14 protein-coding genes are annotated in these 24,978 nt (G+C 59.2%); 4 read left to right on the top strand and 10 right to left on the bottom strand.

From position 1 onward, the window contains the following. Positions 1-11: 11 nt before the first annotated feature. Complete coding sequence (locus ABID19_RS32500; RefSeq protein WP_263806793.1) at positions 12-1,097, bottom strand: HlyD family secretion protein; 1,086 nt, start codon at positions 1,095-1,097, stop codon at positions 12-14. Positions 1,098-1,421: 324 nt separating this feature from the next. Continuing rightward, the gene (locus ABID19_RS32495) at positions 1,422-1,583 is read right to left on the bottom strand and encodes a hypothetical protein (protein WP_156788635.1); all 162 of its coding nucleotides are present in this window, start codon (positions 1,581-1,583) and stop codon (positions 1,422-1,424) included. A 216-nt stretch (positions 1,584-1,799) separates the two neighbouring features. Here ABID19_RS32495 and ABID19_RS32490 point away from each other — a divergent pair, with 216 nt between their 5' ends. Further along, positions 1,800-1,976: a hypothetical protein gene (locus tag ABID19_RS32490; RefSeq protein ID WP_263806794.1), complete on the top strand. Its 177-nt coding sequence runs from the start codon at positions 1,800-1,802 to the stop codon at positions 1,974-1,976. A 265-nt stretch (positions 1,977-2,241) separates the two neighbouring features. Here the strand turns inward: ABID19_RS32490 and ABID19_RS32485 are convergent, their stop codons facing one another. The 6 genes from ABID19_RS32485 to ABID19_RS32460 all read right to left on the bottom strand — a co-directional run bounded on the left by ABID19_RS32485 (position 2,242) and on the right by ABID19_RS32460 (position 8,830). After that, positions 2,242-3,369: an aminotransferase-like domain-containing protein gene (locus ABID19_RS32485; protein WP_263806795.1), complete on the bottom strand. Its 1,128-nt coding sequence runs from the start codon at positions 3,367-3,369 to the stop codon at positions 2,242-2,244. A 19-nt stretch (positions 3,370-3,388) separates the two neighbouring features. Further along, a complete protein-coding gene (locus ABID19_RS32480; protein WP_263806796.1) occupies positions 3,389-4,978 on the bottom strand; it encodes a class I tRNA ligase family protein in 1,590 nt (529 codons plus the stop codon). 1 nt (position 4,979) lies between these two features. Continuing rightward, positions 4,980-5,303: a cupin domain-containing protein gene (locus ABID19_RS32475; RefSeq protein WP_263806797.1), complete on the bottom strand. Its 324-nt coding sequence runs from the start codon at positions 5,301-5,303 to the stop codon at positions 4,980-4,982. A 29-nt stretch (positions 5,304-5,332) separates the two neighbouring features. Beyond that, complete coding sequence (locus ABID19_RS32470; protein WP_263806798.1) at positions 5,333-6,112, bottom strand: phytanoyl-CoA dioxygenase family protein; 780 nt, start codon at positions 6,110-6,112, stop codon at positions 5,333-5,335. Between the two features lie 63 nt (positions 6,113-6,175). After that, positions 6,176-7,555: a lysine N(6)-hydroxylase/L-ornithine N(5)-oxygenase family protein gene (locus ABID19_RS32465; RefSeq protein ID WP_263806799.1), complete on the bottom strand. Its 1,380-nt coding sequence runs from the start codon at positions 7,553-7,555 to the stop codon at positions 6,176-6,178. Positions 7,556-7,636: 81 nt separating this feature from the next. Continuing rightward, the gene (locus ABID19_RS32460; RefSeq protein ID WP_263806800.1) at positions 7,637-8,830 is read right to left on the bottom strand and encodes an MFS transporter; all 1,194 of its coding nucleotides are present in this window, start codon (positions 8,828-8,830) and stop codon (positions 7,637-7,639) included. Between ABID19_RS32460 and ABID19_RS32455 the strand changes: the two genes are divergently transcribed. Beyond that, positions 8,820-10,328, top strand: a complete 1,509-nt coding sequence (locus ABID19_RS32455; protein WP_263806801.1) for an aminotransferase-like domain-containing protein — start codon at positions 8,820-8,822, stop codon at positions 10,326-10,328. The genes ABID19_RS32460 and ABID19_RS32455 overlap by 11 nt on opposite strands. Before the next feature lie 808 nt (positions 10,329-11,136). On the opposite strand, the gene ABID19_RS32450 is transcribed toward ABID19_RS32455, so the two are convergent. Both ABID19_RS32450 and ABID19_RS32445 read right to left on the bottom strand, forming a co-directional pair. Further along, positions 11,137-13,779, bottom strand: coding sequence for an AAA family ATPase (locus ABID19_RS32450; RefSeq protein WP_263806802.1), 2,643 nt, complete (start codon positions 13,777-13,779; stop codon positions 11,137-11,139). A gap of 33 nt (positions 13,780-13,812) precedes the next feature. Beyond that, positions 13,813-19,794 (bottom strand): DUF3320 domain-containing protein, encoded by a 5,982-nt coding sequence (locus ABID19_RS32445; protein WP_263806803.1) that lies wholly within the window; start codon positions 19,792-19,794, stop codon positions 13,813-13,815. Positions 19,795-20,156: 362 nt separating this feature from the next. Between ABID19_RS32445 and ABID19_RS32440 the strand changes: the two genes are divergently transcribed. Further along, positions 20,157-21,416, top strand: a complete 1,260-nt coding sequence (locus tag ABID19_RS32440; protein WP_006205502.1) for a metallophosphoesterase family protein — start codon at positions 20,157-20,159, stop codon at positions 21,414-21,416. Next, a complete protein-coding gene (locus ABID19_RS32435) occupies positions 21,413-24,877 on the top strand; it encodes an AAA family ATPase (protein ID WP_006205503.1) in 3,465 nt (1,154 codons plus the stop codon). The genes ABID19_RS32440 and ABID19_RS32435 overlap by 4 nt, the downstream gene beginning before the upstream one ends. Positions 24,878-24,978: the final 101 nt, after the last annotated feature.

The following is a 24,978-nucleotide window of genomic DNA, read 5'->3' as shown; positions in this document are numbered from 1 at the left end:
AAAATGAAGGATCAGCGGCCCGCCAGAAGCGGATCGAGCCAATCGTCGATCTCATTGTAGAGGAGTTGCAGGAGGGTGCGGTCGGCCACGAGGAAGCGGGCCCGCACGGTCATGCCTTTCTTCAGGTGACCGGTGACGCCGTTCTTGAGAACGAGATAGTTGCGAGAGAGCGCGCAGCGGACCTTGAAGACCGGGCTCCTGTCATGGAGGGTGAAGTCCTGCGCCACGTCGAGTACTGTCGCATCAATGACACCCCATTGATTGTAGTTGAAGGCATCCACTTGGAGCCGCACCGACTGGCCCGGCCGCACGAAGCCGATGTCGTTGGGGGAAACGTAGATTTCCGCCACCAGTCCGCCGTCCGGCGAGACCCAAGCGACGGTTTGCCCCGCCTGGATGTAGCTACCGGGGGTGAGGCCGGAGAATTCCTCAATAGCGCCTGACACGGGGGCTCGAATGCGGGTCAGATCCCGTTCGTTCTCGAGCTGATGCAAGGTGGCCGTGAGTTCCTTGAGGCGTAGGCAAATATCGAAGAGCTGCTGGTTCCATTCAGCGGATTTGCGCCGGGCGAGGATCTCGCCCTGAATCTCAATGCTCTGGAGGGCGAAAGCCTTCTCGTCAACCACCTTTGCGGGCGTTGCGGCAGCGGAGAGCAGTTGCTTAGCGCGGTCGAGTTCCGCTGCCGCATTACTGCGGGCATATTGGTTCTCCCGCAGCAGGTTGAGAAAATGTGCCCGCTCCGCCGTGGCGAACTCGGTCAGGAGGCGGATCGGGTCCTTGGCCTGTGTGCCGGAGGAGATCAGGGTTTCGAGGTCACGGGCAAGATCGCTTTTAGCGCGGATGTCGCCAGTAAGCGCCAGGAGCTTTTCCTCGACCACCTCATCATCGAGGCTGAGGATCTCCTGCCCCTGAGCAACGGGATCGTTCTCAACGGCAAGGATACGGGAAATTCGTCCGGAGACAGGTGCGATCAGGGGCGTCTTCTCGATCGTGGGGCGAATGATACCGGCACTTTGGGCAGAGACCGTTACGGTGATGAGTGGTAGCGACCCCAATGTCGCAACCACAGAGAGCACAATCATCCAATAGATGATCAAAGATCGTCCTGATCGTCGGGAGAGAATGCTCTCTACAGTGTAGCGGGCAATTTCAGGAGGAAGGGGAACTGCCGATCTGTGTTCAGTATGAAGAAAAGCTAGCTTGCGCACTCATTTTCTAACCGCGGTTCCTCCCGCGTACTGCCCCTTCCGCTATAGTTGCAGCTGCAAAAGCGAGTAGCGCAGAAGCTGACCAAACTATCTGCCAGAATAGCCCTCCCGAAATTGCAGATGCTTCTTCAGGTGCCAGTTCGTTCACGCCATAAGCTGACATATCGGTTTTCATTGTGGTCTCCTTTCCAACAGATCAAATACGAGGAATAATCAGCGACGCCCACCGACCGCGTTTGCCGCTATACTTACAGCTGCAAGGCCCACGACCCCGAAAACCACGAAAGCGAGTGCCCAGAATACCCCTCCCGAAATTGCAGATGCTTCTTCAGGTGCCAGTTCGTTCACGCCATAGGCTGACATGTCCGTCTTCATTGTGGTCTCCTTTCCTAGAGATCAAATACGAGGATCAATCAGTGCTTCCGGTCGGCGCGTGTGCCGCCGCACAACGAGAACATCAAGAGTCGTGCCAACCGCGCAGGAAGCGCCTCAGGCAAACTGTTTCGCATTCTATTCAGCAGCTTAGCTGGGAGTGCGGCAGGGCACCGGATGAACACACCGTGTCGAGGATGCGACAAACCCGACAGCACTGTGTCAACGCAAGCATATGCACGCACCTGGTTGCGCCGCCAGGTGGCGAATGACGTTGCTGTCGTAGGCGCGATCTACGAGCAGGATCGCGGCGGGCTGAAGTATGTCGAGCATGGCGACTGCGCACTTGCAGGCATGGTGAGCCTTACACTGCTGCGCGGCTGGTGGGTGCAGTAGCTGGTGAGTAGAATGTCGCGAGCCAGCGCTGCTTGAGTTTGGCGAACGCGAGTCGAGTCGGAACACCCCGCGGCCACGACACGCCGGCGGTCGTCTACAAGGGCGGCGAGTACACTTTCTCCAAGGCCGATATCGGCCCATGATCTGTCGTTATGGCCGCCCGGCATTCGTGAACCCTCCCGACCCGCCGGGGACGCCGCCTTGTTTTTCCCAGACTACAATTCGCAAGCGCGGGCACGATTATCGCTCAATTGGCTACACGGGCCTACAAGAGGCCTTTATAGGCTGCCTCAATGTCGCGCAGGCCAGACTGCACTTTTTCCATCGGCATATAGCTGAAGCAGAGTCTGACGTGCTGCCGGGAAGTAGGACCATGACGGTATCCTTCTACCAAATGCACGTCATACTTCTTCCTGACGGACTCCAACAAAGCTGCAGGGGCTACAGCGCCAGCTAGCCGTACCCAGAACGAAAATCCCCCCAGAGGCACCTCGTATGATGGTTCGCAGAACGTGCAGCTCTGCAGGAGGGCGTGCATGCTGTCTCGCTTGTGACGGTAATGTTGCCGAAGTCCAGCAATATGTGCCTTTAATTCCGGTGTCCCCAACAACGCAAGAGCGACATTGCTCGCTACGGGGCTGACGCCGCCGTCACATTTCAGGCGCGTCAACTGCGCTATCATCTGCGCTTCCGCCACAACCCAGCCCACCCGCAGCCCGGGTCCGGCGATCTTTGAGATACTGTATACATTGATCACATGCTCTCCCGATGCAATGATTGCAGGTGGTGGGTCGTCATATGGTAGATCTGCATAGACGAGATCCTGCACCATGAGCACGCCATACCTTGCCAGCAGGGCTGCTACTTGGCCCATACGGTGCACTGAAAAACGGCGTCCGGTCGGATTGTGGAAAACTGGCGCGGTGTAGAACAGCCTGACCCGCCCAGTCGTGCGCAAAGCCTCTTCCAGTTGACCGAGATCAACACCATCCTTATCCATACCTAATTGAACCATCGTGGCACCAGCAATCGAAAATATCCGTAGTGCGCCAAGATAAGACGGGTCTTCGGTCAGCACTACATCGCCAGGGTCGAGCACTGCATCGGCGATCAGCTGTAGTGCCTGCGATGCGCCATTGGTGATAAGGACGTTGTCGCACGCGACTGCATGCTGGTGGGCCAATTTCTCCCGCAATTGCGGGAGGCCGCTGCCATCGGTGTATTGCAGCAGATCGGAGAAGCTGACACCGGTGTGTGTCGAGATTGCCTCTGGCCATCGCAGTTTCCCGAACATTTCCGGATCGGGAAGCCCGTACGCAAAATTGATCGATTGCTTGGTCGATGAATAATCGAAAGCGCTATATGCAGTGGAAATCCGGCTGCGTATCGACATCTTTGCTCCAGGGAAGAGGCTAGGTGGTGGCAGGAGCCGCTCTGAAGCGCTGTTCATAAGCAGCAATGAACGCGTCAGGAATGGGTTCGCCGAACAGGGGGGCATCCATCACTGACAACGTGTCTGCACTTGGCCAGACTGCACAGTTATCGAGCCCAGGTCGCCATCCGGCGCCAAAAAAGAACGCGCCGTAACGCGCCGCGAGCACCGGCACCACGGGGTGTAGCATGCTCAGGAAGACCGAAATTTCCGTGGCGCTAGCCCCGGCCTCGTCCCTTGCAAGGCCTCCGCCTTCAAAGAAAGCATCTATAGCATCGAGTGCAGCCCACACGCGCGCCTCATGCATGGCTTGGCAATAGCGTTCAACATCAAGCACTCGCTCAGGCTTCAGGGTGTCCACCGTCAGCTTTGCGTTGGATCCAGCATGTTTGCGCAAAGCGGTCTCGAAGAGATGGATCCGAGCTGCCGCCCGCACCAGCCCTTCGATTTGAAAATCGTTGTCGTCGCTGCCAAATGCTTTGGCAATGCGCGCTAAATAGTAGCGCAGCACGCTCGGATCGATATCTCTCGCCACCTCGTCGGCCCATATGGCGTGGTCACGACCTGTGGAAAACTTTGCTCCTTCGAGCTTATAATAATCTTGAATCGCATGATTGTGTGGAATTGCATATCCTCTTGCGAGCAAGCTGGCGGTAACACCGATTGTGTAATAAAAGCGGTTGTCCTGCCCCATGAAGAACAGGAGTTTCGTGTCAGGGCTGCGCATGGTGTCATCATAGTCGGCGCCATTCTGCTTGCAGATGCGTTCTATGCCCGTATCGAAGCACCATAATCCTTCAAACCAAGTCAGTAAGGTCTGGCCTGCCACTTCTGCCGGGGCGACCAGGGTCACTCCGCGGTCGAAATGGCGCGACATAGGCAAGGCCCGCAATTCGGTCCGAAGCCACTCGATTTCCTTGTGTTTGATGGTGTCTGGCCATCCACTGCCTTCGATAGCGCGATCCAGCGTCGGGGCAAGCCGCTCGAAGTTGAAATGCGCCTGGCGGATCGGACGTAGCGTCAGGGCATGGCCGCACGGTGTGTGGACCGGATCGCGGAGCAGACTGTGCTGGATTGCAAGGCCGCAGTTTTCACAAAGGTTGCTGTCGGCCGCGGCGTTGCAGGCCGGGCACTTGCCGACGGCAAGCGAGTCCGCTGCAAACTCATCACACGACTCGCAATAGAGTTGCTCGGCGTCCCGCAGCTCGATATAGCCTGCCGCATCGAGCTGCTTGTAGATCGCAAGGCTACGTCGTTTGTGCTCTTCACTTGAAGTCCGGACAAATACGTCCGGAGCAATATGCACTGCCCTCAGACATTGCAGGATTTCGTCGATGTGCATTTGTGCGACATCATCGACCGACCTGCCAAGCTTGCGAGCCTTCACCAGCGTGTAGGTGCCATGCTCGTCCGCGCCGGTTACATGATAGGCCACATGGCCGATCATGCGCTGGTAACGCACGAAAATGTCGGCAAGAAGGTACACGCCGCCAATATGGCCAAGATGTAATTTACCGTTTGGGCACGGCGGGGCGGGGCATACGAAATAGGTTTGTCGATTCTCGCTCACTTCAATCCCACCACATCGAAAGGAAGTTCAGGCTGATTTCGGGGTCGGTATTTCTGATGGCATGCATCTGATGCGGCGCTATGTAGAACAGCGTGGTCCCCGTGACTGGCGTGGTTTGTCCATCCGCTTCGAAGAGGCCGCTGCCCGAAATCAGTACCCACAGTTCATGCTCGTGGTGCGAATGAAGGTCTACCGCCCCGCCCGGCACTACCTCCACAATCGACGTCCCGAAGCCCGTCGCAACGGGCTTCGGGAGATGCTCCAGTAAGCGGCACACCAGAACGCCATATTCTGGGCGCATTACTGAGCGATCAATTTTTTTCATGTACAATGTCTCGCCTCCGCTCTGCGAGTTCACTCACGATAAAAAATGCCGTTTGGAAGCTTAAGGTTATCGAGGTCCGACACTTTGTTCTCGGGCGGATTATAGGCGCGCTTAAGTGCGTTATATTCAGCGCGCGTCGGTCCACCTGTTGATGCTCGCTGGAATACCAGGTAGATTACTCGCCGGGAACGGTCACTCTTGTTCGGTAGCGAGTAGTGCGGCGCGTAGTCGTCGAAGATGAAGACGTCACCAGCCTTCCACGACACTGGTTCCCATGAGAACGTTTCGGCCACTTCAGGGTCGATCACACCACCGGCATCCATGGGGAATACCCCTTTCTTGTGGTTGCCAGGGCTGAAGAAAAGGCCGCCATTGTCCGGGCCAGAATCGTCGATACCGATCGCAGCTATTGCATGAACCATCCGATCAGGCAGCTTGTGCGGGATGTGGTAAATGTCCTGATGGGGGCGATAGCCACCGCTGTCGGGATACTTGAAGATCAGCAACTCTTTGAGCCTGCGTGCATTTTCCTCCAACAGCGTCTCGACGACCGACTTGATACGCTGATCTGCAAGGAGCAAATCGCGTAGCTGATCGTTGAAATCGAGAAAGTTCTCGACCTTAGAAACAATCTTTCTATTGTCTGTCGTCTTCTCAAACCACATAAGCCATTTGTCGTCGCTGACATCCCATTGGGAGACATCTTCCACAAGACTAGCGATACGCTCCAGAGCAATAGGATCAAAGAATCTCTCGATCGTGACATATCCATCGTCCTGCCACTTTGTTTTTTTTGCTTCACTTATCATACGAAGAACCTCCTATTTGAAAGAACCATATTCTTGAATAATCTAATTCCAGCGCCGGTCAGGTTATGGGTCCTCTGAAATGGCAACGCTGGCACGGGGAGCGACGCTGTCGGGCGCAGATGAATTCCGTTGCGGTGGAATTGTGCGATTCTGTTGCGCTTCCTCGTCAGAAAGATCGCCCAGGCTCTTAAGGAGATGTCGATCCGGTGCGTATGTGTAGTATTCTTTGCCAATGATACTGTTAATGATGCGACTGTTTCGAAAGGCAACCAGCGATAAATTTACACTCTGCAAACCGTTCTGGAAGAGAGTCCTGTTCTGCAAGTAGACGCTGCCAGAGATATTATCCTTAAATTTAACGGCGTAGTCGTCTCTCACGACCGGCAGGCCTTCTTCCATGCAGGCAGAGGCCAGCAGCGTGTCGATAAAAGGCAAAGTGCGCGGCTGGAATCCGGTGGCGAGGATGATGCGATCAACCGCCACGGCGCGCCGCTGGCCTGTGTTGTGTGAAGCGAGCAGCGCATGCCAGCATTGCACATTGGGAGAGAGGTCTTCGGGAAAGAGGTCTTCCATAACGACAGCGGGCAGAAGTTGGATGATATCGTCGATATTGCCGCTTGCGCTGCGTTCATAGACCATCTTGTAGATGCAGTTGCTCAGCTCCGACGAGATGCCATCGCTGGTTAGCTTCTCGTTTTCGACGATGCTGCGGCGCTCTTTCAACGGCAACGCATGAAAGCGCAGGCTGTAGGACGGCATGTACGATTCGTTTACGAAGGCGCTATCATCCATCGTGAACAGATTCGCACGCGACGTTACCCACGTGATCTTGCCGATGGCTGGATTGCCGAGCAGATGTTCGATGATCTCCGCCCCGCTCTGACCGCCACCGACGACCATGACGCGTTCACCGATACCGATAGGTAACCGGTGCAGATAGTTCGCCACATGGTAGACATCCTTGCCGAGCCAGGGCCTGGCGCATTCTGGGATTTTTGGAACTATCCCGACGCCAATCGCAACTGCGCGTGCAAGATAACGGTCCTTGGTCGTCGTCACGCGGTAACCTTTCTCGATCTTGGCGATGTCAGTGACCTCTTCGCCAAACCTGAGATTGGGTAACTGCCGTGCCACCCACTGATAATACTGCGTGAACTCGCTGCGCGACGTAGTCGTTTGCCGCCGGTTAATAAAGCTGTAAAGCCGTCCGTGCACCGAAAGATAATTGAGAAACGAATATGGGCTGGTGGGATCTGCAAGCGTTACGCAGTCTTTCAGAGGAGATACCTGCAGACGGCTATTGGGAAGCAACAACCCGGGGTGCCACGTGAAGCCAGCTTCCTTCTCGAAGAACATAGTGCGTAGTGGCGTGGGCTGCGCCAGTGCGGCCAGACTGAGATTGAACGGACCGACGCCGATACCGATGAGATCGAGCATTTCCATGCATTACGCCTTTCAACGATCGAGTTTCTTCATCGCTCTTTAGTATCGTGCGTTTGTGCACTGCCGGGATGGCTGGAAAGCTCAGGGGAATCGCGAAATGGTCTCGGTTTCCATCCTTGGCCTCCACGGTATCCGGCTAGCAATTGCGATGTTGGTAACCACCAGCCCCGCCATCACCATCAGTGCGGCGTCGAAGCTATAGGCAGCGATCAAACTCCCCGCGAAGAACGGGAAGCCGAACGCGCCGACGAAGTGTCCGAGCGTGAACACCTGGGAGGCCACCGGAATCGATAGGCCCCGCTCGCCCGCCAGGTTCACGACCATCGCATTTAATGTCGAATAGGTGAGACCATAGCCTGTCGCAAAGAAAACGGTCGCAAGGACATACAAGACCGGGCTTCCCGCGTTCACCACCAGAAACCCAATCCCGATAAGCGTCGTGACAAACAAGGCAAGCGCGAGACGCTCGAGCGGGAGTTTCCCAATCATCGACGCGACCGAAAAACGCAAAGCCACCGTCGTTACGGTGAACGTCAGGAAGAAGATATCCGGGGTTAGTCCGCGCGATCCGGCATAAAGGCTCTGAAACGTGGATAGGCCGGCGAATGTGCAGGCGGCGAGGCTCATCATAATGACTGGCAAGACCGTTTTCGCGCGCAGAATGGACAGGGTCGCCCGAACGGATAACGCCACGGCTACCATCGGCAGTTGCGGCTGGTCCCTCAAGCGCCTCTGTATGAGAATGGCGAAGGCTGCAGCCATCGCGCAGAAGACGGCATAAAATGCATAAGCAGTGCTGGGGCCGCCAAGATGGTCGGCGATCAAGTGGCCAAGCGGCGCTGATCCGCCGACGCCGACCATCTGCGATCCCGACAAGAGGGTCAGTGCTTCCAGGCGTGCGGAAGGCTTGAGACAGTGGATGAGTTGGATCGGTGCCAGCATGTAGAAGATCGCCCAGCCGAGGCCGAGCAAGAGGCCGCCAGCATAGGCGAGCAGCAGGCCGCCTGTTCCGATCAGAGCGAAGCATCCCATGGCGGCCGCCATGACCAGGGCGGAGACGGCGACCAACGGCAATATGCCCGTACGTTCGGCCAACCGTCCCGCGAACAGGGAACCGATCAGGGTTGCTACGGTGCCTGTGCTGACTACGGCCCCAGCCGTCGATGCTTGAAACCCAGCCGAGCGCAGGCTATCCGCCAGCAGAAAGCTTGAGCCGTAGGCCATGGCAAGTGCGACGGCAGTGACGAGATAGGGGGCAAAGACGTTGGCCGGCAATCTGTCGAGCAGGCTTTGGGTCGTGTCGGCTGTGACGGGCTTTAATGTCGAAAGCGTTTCCGTCTTTTCACGAGTAGTGTTATCCATACATCTCATGAAAACAGATAACAGACTCCTTGCCGTTATTCAATCCCTACGTGATGCGGTGGCCTTGGCTCGCCCGGGTACGCGCCTGCCTTCCGTGCGAACGCTGATCAAGGAGCACCATGTCAGCCCGGCGACGGTCGAGCGGGCCTTCGCCCAACTCGTCGTTGAAGGCCTCATCGAGCCCCGCCCGGGCCAGGGAACCTTTGTTCGCGAAGCGCCGGAAAGTGCGTCCGAAGGGTCCGATTTTTCGTGGCAGTCGGCAGCGCTTGGGGCCGCCCGCGGAGATAGCGGCTTCCTGGGCAAGTTGTTGAGAGTGCCCCCGGCTGACAGCCTCATCCTCAGCATGGGCTATCTGCCGCCCGACCTTCAGGCGTCAGGGCTCCTGGCGACTGCGCTCCGCCAAGCTGCCGGACGGTCCGAGCTTTGGGACCGCTTGCCGATCGAGGGCTTGGAACCTTTGCGAACGTGGTTCGCGCGCGAGATCGGAAATGGCGCAGTGTTCTCCCCCCACGATGTCATCATATATGGCGGTGGGCAGGCCGCCATTGCCTCCATTTTTCGGGCGCTGGTGCCTCCCGGACGTCCGATTCTTGTCGAGACGCCGACCTACACGGGTGCCATTTCGGCTGCCCGTGCGGCGGGCCTTTTACTGGTCCCCGTGGCAATGGACGAACACGGGGTTCGGCCGGAATTGCTGGCGGACGCCTTCCGGCAAACGGGAGCGCGTGTTTTCTATAGTCAGCCGACCTTCTCCAATCCGCCCGGTATCGTCATGTCCACTGAGCGGCGCGCCGTTGTCCTCGACATTGCGGCAAAGGCGAGGGCCTTTATCGTAGAGGATGACTGGGCGCGCGATCTCCACCTCACAGGTATCGCGCCAGCGCCGCTGGCGGCGGGCGACCGGAATGGTCATGTTGTCTATGTCCGCTCTCTCGCCAAATCGGCTGCGCCTGGGTTGAGGGTCGCGGCCGTCATGGCGCGCGGGGCGGCGCTGGCACGGTTGAGATCCGCTCGCGGCAGCGACGACTTTTTCGTTTCTGGTCCATTGCAGGCAGCAGCTTTGGCCGTTGTCTCCGCGCCAGGCTGGAAACGTCATCTTAGTGCAATTCGCGCTGCTCTGATCGAGCGGCGTGACGCGCTTGTCGGCGCTTTGCACGTGGAACTGGGAAATTGCGTTGCGTTCCAGATACCCACTGGAGGCATGCATTTATGGCTGCGGCTGCCTGATCACATCTCGGATATTGAGCTCGCGACGGAAATGGCTCGGCAGGGCGTCGTCGTCAGCGCCGGTCGGGCATGGTTTCCTGCCGACCCTGAAGGTTCGTTCCTACGGCTGACATACGCAAGTGTCCCCGCCTCCCTTCGTGAGGGGATAAGACGGATAGGGCAGGTTATTAAGCCGCAAATCTAGTATGCCGACGATAGGGGGAATCGAGGGCTTCGCTGTTCTCGCACCAAACAGCCTTTCGCCCAGCTTCTCCACCGGCCGGAGTGCCGGCGCGCCGATCAGCCCGGCCTATCCCGGAAGGCACGGCGACCAATGCCGCCAAGCTACCCCGCAACCTGGGAGTACGTCAGGCAAAGAGCTGATATTGCTTCTGGGTGCAAGTCCCAGCCGGCCAAAGCGGTGAGGGCGTCGCGGCAACACGCGGTCTGAAGTGTAGACAGGAGCCATGCCGGGTGCGGGAATGAGCCTCGAAAGGTGGATGTTCGCGGAGGCCACCGTTGTGTTCCTTGGTCACGAAGGCATCGTTGGTACGCGAGACGATGCCGCTCCGCCAGGTCGATAGCCGGAATGCCAGAGCTGCGTCCGAGCTGAGGTCGGGAGTCGGACTGGTTCATCGCACCCGTGGAGGCGTCGAAGGAAACGAGGGAGTGGAGGGAAGGGACCTGCCTGAGCGGAGCCTGCGCGAGATCGCGTATGATCCTGTCTGGGGCTGAGCAGATGTTTGCGGCGCTGCAGGCGCTCGGCGGATTGAGGACACCGCCGTGCGTAACACCCAACGCTTGCTCTGCTTCGTCCGTCGAAAACACAACACGCCCGGCAGAGAGTAGGTTACCTTGATCGTGACCTATGTAATGATCTGTTCGGCGTGGATAAGTCGTGTCGAAAAATCCGCGCCCAGCGCGGAAAATTCAGCGCGCGGGCAGAAGTCTCCCCCAAGCATTGTCGCTGAGAAGTGACGGAGTCCAAGTTCGAACCCCGTCAGCGCAGGCCGTTACTTCTTAGGTTTCATCTGCGGACGATCTGCTTCTGCAGCCTCGCTCTCGGCCTTGAGATCAACAATCAGGGCTTCGAGCTCAGAAATATGCTCGGTGAATTCGTTGGGAAGCGGAACGGCTACCGTGTCGGCCGCTGGATTGTCATGGCTGTGAGTGTTTGCGCGGGTCATGCCCTCGTGGAATCGGATTGCCAATGCGTCAGGAAAGCGAACGTAGCGCAACAACTGGGTCTGGATGACATCAGTTCCACGTCGCACGATATCCCGGAAGATCACTTCCTCCACCACGCGCTCATAAGTGTCGCGCAGTCGGCCATAGAGGTTCTTCACCTGATATTCATATTCCGCCGGGCTCGCAGCATGCAGCTTGGGCAGTGGTGCGGCGTCATTTTTCAATCGGCTGATGCGCTTGGCGACGTTTTGCCCCTTCCACGGCATCCCTGCCGTGTCCACTTTGCCAGCGGCAGACTTGTCGCTGAACAGTGCCACCGTCACAGGCTCGATGCCCACTTCGTCAGCGGCGCGGGACAGCTCGTTAAAGAAGACAATATCGTGGGTAAACACGACTACCTGTCGCCGAGATGCCTCCTCCGCGATCCGCTCGGCCACCTTGGCGCTTCTGTCGCGATCGAGGGACGACACGGGATCGTCTATCACAATCGGTCCTGAACCGTCGGTCAAGGCGACTTCGGTGAGGAACCCAGCAAGAGCCAATGCACGCTGCTCACCCTCGCTCAGGATTTCCGACGTCACCTTGGTCAGCTTGGTCCTGGGATCAACCTCGAATTCCGCCTTGGTCTGACCGCTCTTGCGTGCCAAACCGACGTTGAGATGCATGATATCGAAGCGTGCGCGTTCGGCATCAAAGCGTGTGACAACCGCAGTGGTCAGATGAGCGTCCACAAGCTCATTCGCGCGCTGCGTAATCCCCCGGGTCTGAACGTTGGCGAGAGCCTTCGTGTAGCCATCATCAACGACGAGCAAGTTCCGCCGGGTGGTGAGCAGCAACTTATTGGCCGCCAAGAGTTTCCGATCCTCGAGCTCTGCTTTCTCGGCCACGAGCTTGGCCCGCTCTTCGCTATTGCCAGCCTGCGCCAGCCCATCCTTTTCGGCTTTCAGTCTGAGCGCGAAAACCTTCAGATCGTCGATCGGCACGACGAGGGGAGGAACCATCCCGTTTTCTTCGCCCCCCTGTTTCGCGAGCGCTTCTTCCCGCCGTATAACCGCTGATGTCCGGAGGTTCGCGAGCGCATCAGCCAGCGCCTCATCGCGCTTTCGGACCTGTTCGATGCGGTCGGCAAAGTCAGAGGCGCGAAGACATATCAGCTCGTGAACACCTCTCAGTGCATCTTCGACCGCTTGCTCCGCCTTCCTGGCCGCGGCATCAAGGATGTCGTCCATGTACTTCTGAAATCGCTGCATGCGAGCAGCACCTTCCGGCAAAAGCGACTGCTGGCACAACACGCATGCCGCGGCCCCACCATCTGCCATCAGAACCGGGAACGTCTTCTCTTTGTAGGCTTCCGTCACCGAGTAGTCACGCGCCGCAGCCCAAAGCGACCGCCAGGCATCACCACCGACACCTAACAGGGGCTCGTCGGTGAACAACGCGCCGGCGGCCACCGTGGCCGCCTGGCGTGCCGCAGCTGCTGTTGAGCGGAGTTTTCGAAGTTTTTCCAACGCGCCATCCGTGAATGCCGATCCAACGGCCTCGGATTCGAGCAGGAGGGCGTCTGTCCATTTCGAAAGCGCATTGACGTCAGCGGCGGCGGCAGCACCTGCGGAAAGGGCAGCGGTGAGTTCTTCGATACGCTGCTCATCGGCATTGCTGAACGACGTTGCTGACTCAATCTGGGCGTCGGTTGTCAACTTGTTCAGCTGCTTGTCAAAGAGCTGAGCCTTACAATTGCGCTGAGCGGCGAAAACGATCGAGGTCAGGCCTACCTTGTTGCCGACTGCTACCGCCCGTTCTGCCTCCAGTTTCTCCTTCAGGGTGATGCAGATGGCGTTCAGCCGATGCGGAAGGGCCAGTCCGAAGGGTAGAAAGCGGATTTGATTTCCGCCATCGACGTAAAGTTGTGCGGATGCCGTATCGAAGACCGCAACCTGCATGAGCTGCGGCGATGCCGCCTTACCGGGCGACCAAGGAATTACCACCTCACCATCGCCGGCATTGACCACGATTTCGGCCGTCTGCGGACCGGGCGTGCCGCCATAGACGTCAGCAAGAACCTTGAGCTTGACCGGATTCTCAACGCGCGTACGACAAGCTGTGCGCAGGATCCTTACGAAACCGCTCTTGCCGCTTCCGTTTCGGCCATAGACGATCGTCAGAGCCTTGGGGCAGAAGGCGAGAGATGCCTTGGGCACCAGCCGATTCACGTTCTCGACATTGGCGATGCGCGTCAAGACGATCGGCTGATGCTCCCCGTTTCCAAAATGAGCTTTCGTGAACGGTATGGCAGGTTGCGGCCCAGCCGCGAGTTTGAAGCCGGCCGCGGACTTGACCATAGCCAGCAGAGCGTCAATGTCAGCATCTATAAGCTCATTGCTGATCGCCAGTCGGCGAAGGGCATCCTGCTTCCAAGATGAGAGCGTCTGCGACCATTCCATAACGTCATCAATCGGCGCCCCCGCCATCATACTTCCCCCGATAACATCGTTTGCTCATTCCTATTCGCTCTGAACGATATGCTGCTTGGCCCTGGCGATTGCCTCGTCCAAGCGTGCACGTGAGATCGCCGCAAGACGTTCTACCCCAAGCAGACGAGCTAGATCGCGTGCGGGATCGTGCATGTCCAGAAGATCGGGGTTGCCAATCACCATCGAGGCAAGTTCAGCCAGCGGTATATCGGCAATCGAACGTCGCGCTTCCTCATCGACCGGTTGACGATATGGCAGGAGGTCCAAGACCTTGCCCTTTTTCCAGATGAACTCGCCGCTCGACTCTTGTGTCCTGTCCAGATCCCGCAAATGAAGGTCGATCCTCTCGCGGATGCGTCCACCGGTGCGGAGCCAACCATGGACCCGAGCAATCCGTTGGGCGAGGACATCTGTTCGCAATGGACTTTCAGTTTCGATGACGGTTTCTATCATGCCATGCAGCGTGGCTCGGTAGCCAAATTTGAAGAACTGTTCGGGGTCTGCGCGGAAACCGGTGAGATCGGCCACTGCGTAACGCCCTTCCGCGGCGCCGATGGCATGCTGGCCGGTCGTCGTTGATGGTGGGGTTCCCTCAGAGTGGCTGGAAGCCGCGGGAATGTTCACCGATACGAGTTCGGTTTCGGCAACCGTCCACGGCAGTGGAGGCTCTTCGATCGGCCTCGCGTGGTCTTGCGCACTCTCGTCGATCGGGTTGACCTGGCGCCCCATGTCCCAGTGAGACTCAGTCTTCGGTTCTTCGGTCGCGCGTTTCGCCCGGCCCTCCTCCAGCAGGGTTTCCAGGCTGGTGTGCAACCGTTCGGCGCATCCGTTGGCGTCGAACCACCAATCCGTTGACCAGACGCGCAGGATGTTCCAGCCCAGCCCCTTCAGCACTTGTTCGCGAATCTTGTCGCGATCTCTTGCCGTTGACGACCGGTGATAGGTCGCACCATCGCATTCCACCCCAGCAAGGTAGGCGCCAGCCAAATCCGGGTTCTGGATCGCGAGATCGATGCGGAAGCCGGAAATCCCGACTTGCGGGACGACAACCCATCCTCTTCGTTCCAACTGCGTGGCCACGGCTTCCTCGAAGGGAGAATCGAAACCTCCGACAGAGCCAATGTCCTGGGCCGGCAGCGCGATAGCGCCTCTCTCGGCATAATCAAGGTACGTCTTGAGATGCTGAACGCCGAGCGCCTTGCTTCTGGCCGGGTCGATCTGGTCTGCCGTGAAACCGGAGAAGACGATGAGTTCCTGACGCGCGCGCGTCACGGCGACGTTGAGGCGACGCTCACCCCCATCGCGGTTCAGTGCCCCGAAATCCATTGGTGGGGGCTTTCCGGAGGCATCTTTCCAGAATGTGATCGAGAACAGGATGATATCCCTCTCGTCGCCTTGCACGTTCTCGAGATTCTTGACGATCGTTGGCTCGACGCGATCTTCGGCGAAGAACCATTCGAGCTCCGGGTGATCACGACGCGCTGCGTCAAGCAGATCCAGGATCAAGGACTGTTGCTGGGCATTGAAGGTAATCACGCCAAGCGTCGGCCGGCCGATTTCGGGGAGTTTTAGCCAGCTCTTCAGCCGCGCGACCGCTTCAGCCGTCACAGCTTCCGCCTCGATCCGGTTCGTACGGCTCTTGCCACGGTCATAGATGCCATTCGGCACCTTTCGCAGGCGCACCGCGCGATCCTCGACCGCTGGCGACGGAAATGTCACCAGCCGGTTCTGATAGTAGTGATGGTTCGAGAAAGCGATCAGGGATTCGCTTCGGCTGCGGTAATGCCACCTCAGGTCGCGCACCGGAATGCCGGACGCCCTTGCCTCGTCCAGGATGCTTTCCAGGTCCTTCTCGTGGTCGGCGACCTCCTGCTCATCCTCGTTGCGTCCGAAGAAATTGGTCGGTGGCAGCTGCTTGGGATCGCCCACGATGATTGTCTGACGCGCCCTGGCAATGGCGCCGACCGCGTCCCAAGTGGTAATCTGCGAAGCCTCGTCGAAGATCACCACGTCAAACAGAGCCTGGTTCGAAGGAAGATACTGGGCAATGGAGAGCGGCGACATCAACATGCAGGGCGCAAGCTTGGAAAAGCACTCCGGCATCTTGCCGATCATGTCTCGGATCGACTGGCTCGGCCGCTGAAGCTCCATCTGGTGACGCAGCAGGCCCAGTTCCGAGTTGCGAGAGACACCCTGGACTGCCGGCAGGCCATGCGCGATCGAACTGATGACACGCTGCGTGGCGTGCGACCGCACCAGATCGTCGATCTCACGGAACTCCTTGATGGCGTTCTCGTGTTGAAACCTGCGGAAGTTTCGCAAGACAAGGTCTTCATCAAGGACCTTCGGGAGCCACCATCGCGCATAGCCTACCCGAAACGCCGAACGCGCATGCTCGGGGCGGATTGCTCCCGTCTCGATCTGCTCGACCAGAGGGGCAAGGTTGTGGCGGATTGCCCTGCTCCGGGCCCCACACCATGCCGACCAGTCGCGCAACAGATTTCGCGCGCCTATCAGAGCACCGAGCTTCGTCTTGAGTGCAGCAAGACTGGCGCCGTCACCGCTGTCGGGAGTGTCGCGCCCGGCAATCTCACCGAACACCCGACGCGCGACCTCGAGACTTTTCGTGGCAGCGAGAAGCCGGTCTCCTGCCTGGCGTACCCTGTCATTTTCCAGCGTGCCGCGAAGGCTCGGCGCAACAGAACGCAACACGGATCGTATTTCCTCTTGTGAGCACCCGGGAATACGCAGGGCACCGCGAAGGCGTTGGGCGAGTTCCAGGATGTCCGTCACTGCCTTGACATCCGTGGCCAGGCCCTCGAGCCGTAGCGGCTTCCCAGCCAACAGGTTTTGGTCGATGGCGAAGAGAGCCTGCTTCATGCGCTGCAGCGGCGACAGGTCGCGGCCGGGGTCTGCGGTGCCAAGGTCGGCATAACCCTGCAGAAGCTTCTGGACCTTGCGCCTGCCAAGCATGGAGTTCGGCCAGAACGATGCCTTCGCTTCGCGCCATTGGCGGTCCAGACCGTCGGGATCCAGCTCGCGAACCCGATCAACGCCATAGGTAGCGGCAAGGCCGCGCTCAGCGTCGCGATAGGTTTCGATCGAACGTCCCAGATCCACGAGGGCGGTCCTGCACTGAGCGAAGTCCCGGTCGAAGGCAATTGAGATGTCGCGACCTCGGCTTTGGCTCAGGACCTCCGCCAGGCTTGCAAGGCAATTGAGTACTGCGTGCGACACCGGCTCTTTGGCGCCGAGGCCCAGACTGGCGAGGTAGTCCCTGATCGAGCTCATCAAAAGTTCGATTGCAGTCTGAAGCGATTTCGCCGCGGAAAGCAGGTTTTCTTGCCAACCGATGCTCCACTCGCCAACATCGATCAGGTCGAGTGCCGGCTCGCGGTCGACCGAAGCAAAGACAAGGCCGACTTCTGCGGCAAGCTCTTCCAGATCAAAGAGTGTTTGCGCGTCGTGCGTATCGCGCGCCTGCCATGTGAGCACAGGCGCAGGCTCATCTGCCGATCTAAGGGCGATCCCCAATGCCAGATAGGGTGTCCAGCCATTTGCGTAGCGTTGGTGAAGCGCCTCGACATAGGCATTCAATTCGTCGCGCCTCACCCGCAGCCGCTCATTGATGGCGACCCATTCGGACGCGTCCGCCCGCCCACCATGCTCCCAGGACGATTTCAACTGCGCGAGAAAATGCCTGCGGTCGGCCTTGTTCGAATGCAGCTCGATACAGTGATTTCCCAGGCCATGTTCCCGCAGCCGGCGATAGACGACGTCGAGAGCGGCCGTCTTCTCGGCCACGAAAAGGACGGTCTTGCCCACACCCAGGCAGTTGGCGATCATGTTTGCGATGGTCTGGCTCTTGCCCGTTCCCGGGGGGCCCACGATGACGAAGTCATGGCCCTCGGCAGCCGCGAGACTTGCGGCCGTCTGCGATGAATCCAACGGCAGAAGGCTTATGATGCTTGAGGGCGCATAGGCGCGATCCAAGTCACTTTCTTCTCGAAACGGCGACTGTCCATCTGCTGCCTGAAAGGCCTGCTCCGGTGTGTCGATGAGGTGGCGCACGACCCTGTTTTGGCGCAGCGCCTCGGTACGCTCGACCAGATCCTTCCACATGAGGAATTTTGCGAAGGAAAAGGTTGATAGCGCGGTTTCGTCGATCACCTCCATCCCGGGAACGTCACGCACCGCCTGGCGCATCATGGTGAGGACCCGCGGCACATCAATGCCATTGTCGTCCAGCGGCAGATCGCCGCCAAACTGCGGAAGGCGCAGATCAAAGTCCCGCTCCAGAAATTGAAGAAGCGTTGCGTTGAAACGGGGCTCGTCCTCATGGAAGCGGATCGTGAAGCGCGAAGTCGCACTGCGGCGCTCAAGCCGTGCCGGCACAAGAAGCAGTGGTGCCCGATAGCTGCGTTCATCGTCCGGCTTCTTTTTCCAGCGCAGGAAGCCCACGGCGAGGAATAAGGTATTTGCCCCTCCCTCGGCGAAATCGTTACGGACCTGTCGATGCAGGTCGATCAGCCTGGCGTCCAACTGACGGGCGTCCAGCGTCGAGGGCAGCTCGTCCCTGAGCAGAGCCTCCGCCGCGAAACCGCGCTGAAGGTCGCGTCCGTGAACGTCGCGGTAAAGCACCTCGTCGCGCTCACCCAACGGATTCTGTTCGGGCAGGGATATGAGACGGATAGCGACACCGTTTGCCAGCCGATCCTCCAGATAGGCCACATCGGTGCACAGAAACGGGATCGTCTTCTTCGAATCCGGGAGATTGAGGAGCCGGTTTCGCAGCGTCAGGTCGAGCAGCTTTTTCTGCCAGCGCTCGATACGGCCAGCGGCACTGGTCGGCTTTACCTCGATAGTCTCGGCTGGCAGTTCGCCAATGGCCGGGGCAGGGGGAAGTGGTAGAACGGCGGCGACCTCGGCCTCATCCTCGACGACATTGCGACGGATCGGCTCGTGTGAAGCGAGCGGCGTTATGCCGCCGCTGCGAGAGCGGCGTACGTCTATAGCCGCCACGAAGACGTGTGCCTGGTCCTCCGCCAGACGGTTGCTCAACGCACTTTGCGCGCCGTCGAGCGTGAGCGCAGGTCGATGGGTGACGCCAGTTGTCTCGAAAGCGATGAATTCGCGGGACGCCAATGCCTTGCGGACCTCCATCTGATCCGTCTCGATGGCATTGCCGAAGGTTCTCTTGGCCAGCCAGACGCCGACCGCTGCATGCCCATCGAACATCAAGACGACCGGGTGCAAGCCGGCGGCCTCCAGGGCAGCGGCAAACAGGAGGGTGGTGTCGAGGCAAGTCGCGAGGCACTCCTGCGCGATCGTCGTCGGACGCCTGATCTTCTGGCCGCGACTCTCAAAGCTGGCCGGCGGCTCCGCATAGTGCAATCCCATGCCGGCGATCGCCGAATAGATGGCCGCCGTCAGCATGTATGTCCGCTGGGGACTTTGGGACTGATATCCGTCCAAGCTACTCGGGTGACCATGTGCGGCAAGACGTTCCGCTGCGGCCCGCAGAATCTGCGCCACGCCCGGATCATTCGGCATGGCGAATGCCGGCAGCAGTTGAGCCATGTCCGCGACGCCACCCCACTCGTCGCGAGCGAGCAGTCTGACTGTCAGACGTCTTTCATCGAGAATCTTTCCCCCCGAGCTGAGGCGAAGCGTGATCTCACCGCGTTCGGCCTCGTTCAAGCCGGCGAGATAACCGGCATCGAGCTCAACCTTGCGGTCGCTTAACTGAAGGCTGTCACCAGGGATGAGCCGATCGACCGTCCATGTCTTCGGCCGCAGGAACGACGGTGACGATGTCAACTCAACGCGGCAGTTTTCAAAATGAAAGGTCGAGTTGTTCTCAATTCGTATCGAGCGGATGACCGGTATCGCATTCTGATAGGACCCATACGTAAAGCTGGGAGCGACATCGGCAACGATGCAGGGCGCAGCAGAAATATCGGATGCGGCACTGTCAATTGTTGCGTACTGAGAACTATCGTGTGATTCCATTGATGCAGCACCCCCCTTGAGAGAATAGCGGCTTTTTGTCCTTTGAAGAAGGCTCTTGTCGTGTTTTTGGATGTCTTATCAGAACAAGAAGCTCTCAGTCCGATAGTTTAGAGTACAGATAATTTTTGGAGTGAGCTGACCGCAGCATTTCCCGGCGAAACTCATCAAGGCCCGATCACGCCGTTCCAGGGCCATAAAGAGAGTTGCCGAATGCCGTTGAGCTTTGCTAACCGGGTATGAGGGGTAGCGAAGCCGGGCCAGCAACGCCTGAATGAAGAGTCGCCTGAACTCAGCCCGCTGAGACCGGGTGCCGAAGAATTCTCGTCGAACCACATCCCTTGTTCGGGACCGGAGATCGCCCAGTGGCATTTCGCTTCATCCATACGGCCGATATCCATCTCGACTCGCCGCTGCGCTCGCTGGCGATGCGAAACCCCGATCTTGCCGAACTGGTGGGAGACGCCAGTCGTCAGGCGTTTGTCTCCATCGTCGACCTTTGCCTTGCCGAGCGTGTCGATGCCCTCGTCATTGCCGGCGATCTTTACGACGGCGATCAGACGTCGATGAAAACGGCACGCTTTCTGGCGTTGCAGATTACCCGGCTCCACCAGGCCGGTGTCAGGGTCTTCATGATCCGAGGAAATCACGACGCCATGTCGCGGATTACGAAACAGCTCGTGTTTCCCGATACCGTGACGATCTTCGGTGGCCGTGCCCAACCGGTGCTGCAATCAGCCGGAGGTCTGGACGTCATGGTCCATGGCTTGAGCTTCGCAAACCCAAAGGCGCCAGAGTGCCTGCTGCCCAAATATACGGCTCCCCGCGAAGGGGCGGTCAATGTCGGGATCATGCACACCAGTCTGGCAGGATCCCCCGGTCATGACGTCTACGCCCCCTGCAGCGTTGCCGACTTGCACGGCCACGGTTTCGACTATTGGGCGCTGGGGCACATTCATGTTCGGAAAGTCCATCCCGGCGCGAGCACGGTGGTGATGCCGGGAATGCCACAAGGCAGGGACATCAATGAGGCTGGAGAGAAATCCGTCAGCCTGGTAACGATAAGCGATGACCGGACCGTCACGATTGAAGAGAGGCTGACCAGTGTCGCGCAATTCGAGCGGATGAATGTTGATCTAACCGGGACGCTGGAATGGCCCGAGGCCGTCGGACGGATCCGGTCCGCGCTGGAGCAAACCCGGGCCGCCGTTCGATCCCGCCATGCTGTGGTCCGCCTCGGCCTGACCGGTACGTCGCCGCTGTCCTGGAAAATAATCCGCGACAGGGATCTGCTGCTCGGGGAGGCTGAACAGGCTGCCGACCAGGTGGGTGATGCGTGGATCGAGAAGCTCGAGCTGGACCTGTCAACGCCTAACAGTGAGGCATCCGACGGCGTCGCCGATCCGGTTCTGGAGCTCGCGCAATCCATGCACACCGTTGCCAGGTCGGAAGCTTTCCGAGCGGAAGCCAAAGCCCTGGTTTTGAAAACCATCGCGGATCTTCCGCCGGACGCGCGCGACTTTGCCGGAAAGGACGAAGCCGCGCTGGACGTGTTCCTCGACGGGGCTCTCGCCCGTGGTGCCGGTCTGGTCACGGCCCGCCTCAAGGCAGGCGGGCAGCAATGAGACTACGGCGCCTCGACCTCATTCGCTACGGGAAGTTTACCGACAGGGCGCTCGACTTCGGGCCAAAGCCGGAGTCCGGACCCGATCTGCACATTGTGTTCGGCTTGAACGAGGCTGGAAAATCGACGGCACTTTCCGGTTATCTGGACCTGCTGTTTGGCATTGAGGAACGCAGCCGCTACAATTTCCTGCATGAGTATAGCGCCATGCGCGTCGGCGGCGTGCTCGAACTCGCCGGCGAAGAACGGACCTTCTCGCGTACGAAACAACGCAGCAACTCGCTGCACGATGCGGCCGGCCAGCCGGCAAGTGAAGTGGCGATATCGGCACATCTGGCAGGCCTGTCGCGCGAGGCCTACAGCACCATGTTCTCACTGGACGACGAGACGCTGGAAGCAGGCGGAAAATCGATCCTGGAATCGCGCGGAGACCTCGGCAAGCTGCTTTTTGCGGCCAGCGCCGGACTGGGGCACGCAAGTGACATCCTGAGCGCGCTCGAGGCGGAAGCAGACAGCCTCTATCGCAAGCAGGCACACGGAACCGAACTTGCGCTGCTCAAAAAGCGGTTTGCCGAACTGAAATCCCGCAAGGATGAAATCGACACGTTGGCCTCCACTTTCGAAACCTTGGAGGCGGAACGTGTCGAGGCCGCGGAAAAATACGATCGAAGCGTAGCCGAACGATCGGTGCTGTTGGCTCGACTGGAGACAATCGCGAAGTATCTGCGCGCGGCTCCCCTCGCGGCCGATACGCAGCGGAGGGCCGCTCGGCTTGCCGAATTGCCTGACCTGGCTTCGCCGCCCCGGACCTGGACGGGGAGTGTCGCCGAAATGATCGATCAGGACGCCAGCCTGCGAACGCGCCAATTGGCAAACGACGACGAAATGGAGAGACTAAGGGCGAGGATCGCGGCGATCGCCGTGGATGAGGCGATCCTCGCAATCTCCGAACAGGTTCGCGCACTGGCCGATCGCAAGGCACGATATGTGTCTGCTGGCCTGGACCTGCCTACCCGCAGGATGGAGCTTCAAATCCTCGACAACGCCGTGGCGAATTGCCTTGCCGCTCTGGGGAAATCCACGGAACAGGAGCCGGCCTCGCTTCTCCTGCCCGCTGCCATTGTCGGGTCTGTTCGCAATATGCTCGAACAGCGATCAGGAATAACCACCAGCGTCCGCGTCGCCCGCGATGAATCCGCGGCAGCCCTGGATGCGCTTCACACGGCAAGGCAACGGGTCGGTGAAGAACGGGCTGTGCCTGAGCCTGCCCGGGCAAGGCTGACGTCGGCGCTGTCCAAGGCGAGAGGAAGCGGGCATCTGAGCGAGATTAAGGCGGCTTGTGAGGCGGAAGACGCAAGTCAAAATCGTTGGCAGGCGGCGATCCGGCGACTGAAGCCGTGGGAGGGGAACGCCGAGACGCTCTGTGCGATGTCAGTTCCGAGCGCCAGCAAGATCGCGGCCTGGAAGACACTTTCGGCAGAGCACCAGAGGAACAAAGCCATCCTTTCCCAACGTCTGGCGGAGCAGGAACAAACGCATGCTTCGCTGCTGGCACGATTGGAAACCATCCGGTCCTCGGTCGATGTGGCGGATGATGAAGCGGCAATGGCTGTCCGACGCAAGAGGGACGAGGCTTGGAAAGGACATCGAGAAAAGCTGCTCGCCGAGACGGCAGACATTTTCGAGGCGGCGTTGGCTCGTGACGACGGTGTTGCAGCGATACGTCTGGTCCATGCGCGCGAACTCGCTGAAATCCGAACAACACAACGTAGCCTTGCTGAGAGCGCCGCTGTCATCACGCGCACGGCTGATCAACTAGGGCAGTTCGCCTCCAGTGGGGAAGCGGCAGTCTCGGAAATCATCGCCGCAGCGACAGACTTGCTTGGCGCATGCCAGGAACCCTCGCTTGAGCTTTTGATCGGGCTGATCGAGGAGCGTAGTTCCGCCCGCGCCGATGCACTCTCGGCCTGGGACGAGATCCTGGTCGCGCGCAAGAAGCTTGAGCGGGCAACTGACGACGGGAATCTCATACGCCTTGAGGTGAGCGCGGCCCTCGAAAGCGTCGGGATACAGCCGAACGAGAGGCTGGAAGTCATGGTGGCCGTCGCGGAACGGTTTCTCGACAGGCAAGCCAAGGTGGACGCCGAACGCGCGGAGGCGGTGAGGACCGTAAGCGCGAGGGAGGAAGAACTGGCAGTCAGGCGACGCGCCCTGGAGGTGGCGGAAAGGCGCGAGGAGGAATGGGTGGCCGACGTCACCGAAGCACTCAAGGGAACCTGGCTGGAAAGAGGGATTTCCGTGCCTGGCGTCGGCGGCGTACTCGATCAGTTGGCTGAGCTGTCAAAGGCTATTCAGGACCGGGACGCCATGCGGCTGCGTATTGCGAAGATGGAGGCAGACAGAAGCATTTTCATCGAGGAGATTACCGCTGCCGCGGCACTAATGGCTGAACCGGCGAACGACGAGGACCCGGAACAGTTGGCCATCAGGCTTGCCGAGCGCCTGGAGCGCGCCGATCGCGCCCGTGAGGCAAAGCTGAGTCTCCTCAATGACCTGCAGCGCCTGCAAGATGTTCGTGACGCTCTCGATCTGGAAGTCGCGGTTCATGAACGACGCAAGCGAGATGTTTTGGGCGCCTTCGGCGTGGCCACCTTGGCGCAAGTCGTTGAGCGCGACGAGCTGCTCAAGGAAAGGGACCGCTTGCGTGCCACCGTCACCGATCTCGAGGAACAGCTGTTGGCTGAACTCACGGTGGACACGATCGAGCAGGCCCATTCGATCCTGGATGGCCTCGATTCGCATATCCTTGCGATCGAGAAGGCCGACAGCGAGCGGCGGCTTGGCGATCTTGACGAACTGATACAGCACCAGCTCATCCGGCGGACCCGCGCGGCCGACAAGCTGGATGCCATTGGCGGCGACAGCGCGGTTGCCCGAATAGACGCGGAGCGTCGCACCGTGCTTCTGGAAATCGAGGAGAAGGCGGTTCGGTATATCGAGTTGAAGTTGGGAGCAATGTCGGCCTCAAACGCCCTGAGGGTCTATCGTGAGCAACATCGTTCCGGGATGATGGTGCGGGCATCGGATGCCTTCGCGCTCATCACACGCTGTCAATACACGGGCTTGGCGACCCAACCGGCAAAAGGTGGTGAAGTCCTCATCGCCATGCAACGCGACGGGCAGTCCAAGGTCGCAGACGCCCTGTCGAAGGGCGCTCGGTTTCAGCTCTACCTCGCCCTGAGGCTCGCAGGCTACTACGAGTTTGCGCGGCTTAGACCTTCTGTGCCCTTTATCGCCGATGATATCATGGAGACCTTCGACCACGTCCGATCCGAGGAGGTTTTCAAGCTGTTTGGTCAGATGGCATGTGCGGGCCAGGTGATCTACCTCACGCATCACCAACACCTGTGCGAGATCGCCAAGGCCGTTATTCCCAGCGTGACGATCCATGAGCTCGGATAGGTGTGCACGCTTTGCGTTGGTGCAAACGATCGCCTTGGACTCGATCCAAGCGTCCACGCCCATGTCATGGGCAATTTGAATCAGACACCTGCGGGGAATGT

It is taken from the genome of Mesorhizobium robiniae (assembly GCF_040545535.1).
In the GTDB taxonomy this organism is placed as follows: domain Bacteria; phylum Pseudomonadota; class Alphaproteobacteria; order Rhizobiales; family Rhizobiaceae; genus Mesorhizobium; species Mesorhizobium robiniae.
Note: the sequence above shows the minus strand (reverse complement) of the source record. Positions and strands in the feature narration are given on the sequence as shown.

What these genes read in the sequence shown, in the direction of transcription:
- ABID19_RS32495 (WP_156788635.1), bottom strand. Translation starts at nt 1,583, where the DNA reads ATGAAGACGGACATGTCAGCCTATGGCGTGAACGAACTGGCACCTGAA.
- ABID19_RS32485 (WP_263806795.1), bottom strand. Translation starts at nt 3,369, where the DNA reads ATGTCGATACGCAGCCGGATTTCCACTGCATATAGCGCTTTCGATTAT.
- ABID19_RS32475 (WP_263806797.1), bottom strand. Translation starts at nt 5,303, where the DNA reads ATGAAAAAAATTGATCGCTCAGTAATGCGCCCAGAATATGGCGTTCTG.
- ABID19_RS32470 (WP_263806798.1), bottom strand. Translation starts at nt 6,112, where the DNA reads ATGATAAGTGAAGCAAAAAAAACAAAGTGGCAGGACGATGGATATGTC.
- ABID19_RS32465 (WP_263806799.1), bottom strand. Translation starts at nt 7,555, where the DNA reads ATGGAAATGCTCGATCTCATCGGTATCGGCGTCGGTCCGTTCAATCTC.
- ABID19_RS32450 (WP_263806802.1), bottom strand. Translation starts at nt 13,779, where the DNA reads ATGGCGGGGGCGCCGATTGATGACGTTATGGAATGGTCGCAGACGCTC.
- ABID19_RS32445 (WP_263806803.1), bottom strand. Translation starts at nt 19,794, where the DNA reads ATGGAATCACACGATAGTTCTCAGTACGCAACAATTGACAGTGCCGCA.
- ABID19_RS32435 (WP_006205503.1), top strand. Translation starts at nt 21,413, where the DNA reads ATGAGACTACGGCGCCTCGACCTCATTCGCTACGGGAAGTTTACCGAC.